At 63.0% G+C, this 2,393-nt stretch carries 5 protein-coding genes and 1 tRNA gene; 3 read left to right on the top strand and 3 right to left on the bottom strand.

The features are described 5' to 3' along the window. Positions 1–206, top strand: a 206-nt coding sequence (locus SFU54_RS05580) for a hypothetical protein (RefSeq protein WP_319015306.1), incomplete at its 5' end; no start/stop codon positions are given. Here SFU54_RS05580 and SFU54_RS05575 read toward each other — a convergent pair. Beyond that, positions 207–431, bottom strand: coding sequence for a hypothetical protein (locus SFU54_RS05575; RefSeq protein ID WP_319015305.1), 225 nt, complete (start codon positions 429–431; stop codon positions 207–209). It abuts the gene before it with no gap. A 129-nt stretch (positions 432–560) separates the two neighbouring features. On the opposite strand from SFU54_RS05575, the gene SFU54_RS05570 reads away from it, so the two are divergent. Beyond that, positions 561–637, top strand: a tRNA-Pro gene (locus SFU54_RS05570). Positions 638–733: 96 nt separating this feature from the next. Here the strand turns inward: SFU54_RS05570 and SFU54_RS05565 are convergent. Both SFU54_RS05565 and SFU54_RS05560 read right to left on the bottom strand, forming a co-directional pair. Beyond that, a complete protein-coding gene (locus SFU54_RS05565; RefSeq protein ID WP_319015304.1) occupies positions 734–1,318 on the bottom strand; it encodes a PIN domain-containing protein in 585 nt (194 codons plus the stop codon). 12 nt (positions 1,319–1,330) lie between these two features. Beyond that, positions 1,331–1,849, bottom strand: coding sequence for a helix-turn-helix domain-containing protein (locus SFU54_RS05560; protein WP_319015303.1), 519 nt, complete (start codon positions 1,847–1,849; stop codon positions 1,331–1,333). Between the two features lie 194 nt (positions 1,850–2,043). Here SFU54_RS05560 and SFU54_RS05555 point away from each other — a divergent pair, with 194 nt between their 5' ends. Continuing rightward, a complete protein-coding gene (locus tag SFU54_RS05555; RefSeq protein ID WP_319015307.1) occupies positions 2,044–2,391 on the top strand; it encodes a YciI family protein in 348 nt (115 codons plus the stop codon). The last annotated feature ends 2 nt before the right edge of the window (positions 2,392–2,393 follow it).

Raw genomic sequence — 2,393 nt, 5'->3', positions numbered from 1 at the left:
CTGCACCCCTGCTGCTCGTCGGCGACGTCACCTACGACCCCGCCTTGCTGGCTTTCGGCATCGTGCCCGACGTCGGAGACCGTGCCGCGCAGCTCGCGACGGCCCGCGTCATCGCCGACCTGCAGGTGCAGCGGCCCGGGTTGAGAGTGCTCGCGGCGCACGACGGGGGAGCGCTCGCCACCCTGCTCGCGGCGTCGCCGCAGTAGCTACTTCGCTTTGGTCGTGCCGGCGAGCGAGAAGAACACCACGCCGAGACCTAAGAACGTGATACCCAGCGCGATGTTGTCGGGCATCACGACCGTGAACACCACGCCTACGGAGAAGAAAGTGATTCCCGTAGCCATCCATGCCCCGCGCGCGGCGGCGTTGCCCTGCGCTTCCTGCGCGTCGTTCGGTTCTGTCGCCTCAGGGCTCGTGTCGTCGTTCTCCACGCGCCCAGAATAATCACGTTGAGCGCCTGCCAACCCCCTGATCGACGGATGCCCAGCCGCACCTCGCCCGTGCACGACCCACCCCGCCTTTCGCGCTAGACTCTCTCTTCGTGCCCAGGGGCACGGCCACGGGCTGTGGCGCAGCTTGGTAGCGCACTTGACTGGGGGTCAAGGGGTCGCAGGTTCAAATCCTGTCAGCCCGACCAAATGAAAAAGAGGGAGCCAACGGCTCCCTCTTTTCCATTTGCGCGGGAGTGCGACACGGACCTGCGAGCAGGTGGGCCCCGGCGCCGCGAGCAGCGCTATGAGCCGAGATGCTCCTGCATCGTACGAACAGCCTCGACCATCCCGTATCGACCCTCGAGCACCGCGAGCACTCCGTCGCGCGTCAACTGTGGCCCCAACCGCCCCGATCGGGCCACGATCTCATCGACTGCGGCGATGGCCCCACGTGGGCTGAGATCGACGGTGTTGCGGGCGAACTCTGCAGCCCCGAGAACTTCGATCCCGGTTGGCATTAGCTCCGCAGGAAAGTGCTTCCGATTCTCGGTGACGATCACTTCGGCGCCGCCAACTACGGCCGCCGCGACGACGTGCTCGTCGTCGGAGTCAGGCAAGCCAAACGTTCCCTCGAGACCTTCCCAACCGTGAACGGTCGAGTCGGAGAAGTGCTCACGCATCTGTGCAATAAGTGCGTGGGCACGTTGTTCCGCTTCTTGTTCGTCGACAGCGCGTTTCTTGAGCTTGAGTGCCTCGTGGTACTCGAGTTCTTCAAGAATCGCCTCGCTCCACACAGCTCGGTATGCACCCTGGATGTGCAACGACAGCAAGAAGTCGCGCTGCACGCTTGGCCACAGCACGCTGGTATCGAGAAGCGCGACGGGCATCCGCAGAGGATGTCAGAGTGCGGCCCGAGCCCTCCGCTTTTCTCCCACGATCTGTCGCGCCTCACGCAGACCAGCAAGCACGTCGTCGATCGGCGCATCGACGTCAGCATCGACGCGCATCGCTTCGAGCGCCGCGTACTGCTCGTCGCGACGCATCTTCTGAAACTCGAGAACGTCGAGCAACGAGATTCGCCGATGGGAGTTGACCTTGGTGAATGGGATGCGGCCTTCATCGAGAAACTTGATCACTGTGGGGCGGCTAACGCCCAGCAGGTCGGCAGCCTGGCTTGTCGTGAGCACTCTCGCTCGTGGTGTGATGGTGATGACGTGACCGTCACGCATGGCGGCGGTTACCTGGGCTAAGAGCTGCGACACTTCTTCCGGCAGCTCGACGCTGGCATCGCCGATGGGCTCAGAAAGCACAAAGCGTGGCCGTGCCGAGCCGTGCGCGGCCATAAAGTCATGCACCCGCCCAATCTGCTCACGGCGGCCCGGTTCGAACGTGGTGCTACCCAGATTGTCTGCCGTCACTGCCATCCCCTCTTTCACCGAATGCAATAATCGCATACGTTTGCGTTTCTTGCGTTTAGTTGCACGCTGGCAAACGTAATCTGGTTCAGGATTTTTCGCCGACCTTTTGCCGCGCAGGTGTCCGCGCTCTACCCCCAGCTCCGTCGCACTGGTGTAATCACCCTCAACGAAAGGATGTGCATCCGGTGCGCTACATGATCGTCATCAACACCAACGCTGCCGCTGAAGCGCAGTGGGTCGACGCCGAACGCGACGCGCTCTATGCCTCGCACGACGCGATCATCGCCAAGCTCGTCGAGAAGAACGAGTTCGTCGACTCGAACGAGCTCGACGTCGAGAACGTCACCGTCATCGGCACCTACCAAGGCAAGCCCGTCGCCATGCGCGGCCCCTTCACCGAAGGCACCGAATACGTCGGCGGCTACTACATCGTCGATGTCGCGAGCCACGAGCGCGCGGTCGAGATCGCGGGCCAGTTCATCGAGGGCAAGAACTCGACCATCGAGGTGCGCCGACTGATGCACGAAACGGAAGGCACCTGACC

The sequence above is a fragment of the Microcella sp. genome, from assembly GCF_033763155.1.
Classification (GTDB): domain Bacteria; phylum Actinomycetota; class Actinomycetes; order Actinomycetales; family Microbacteriaceae; genus Microcella.
Note: the sequence above shows the minus strand (reverse complement) of the source record. Positions and strands in the feature narration are given on the sequence as shown.

Bases quoted from the DNA above. Each gene is read 5' to 3' on its own strand.
- SFU54_RS05565 (WP_319015304.1), bottom strand. From the start codon at position 1,318: ATGCCCGTCGCGCTTCTCGATACCAGCGTGCTGTGGCCAAGCGTGCAG.
- SFU54_RS05555 (WP_319015307.1), top strand. From the start codon at position 2,044: ATGATCGTCATCAACACCAACGCTGCCGCTGAAGCGCAGTGGGTCGAC.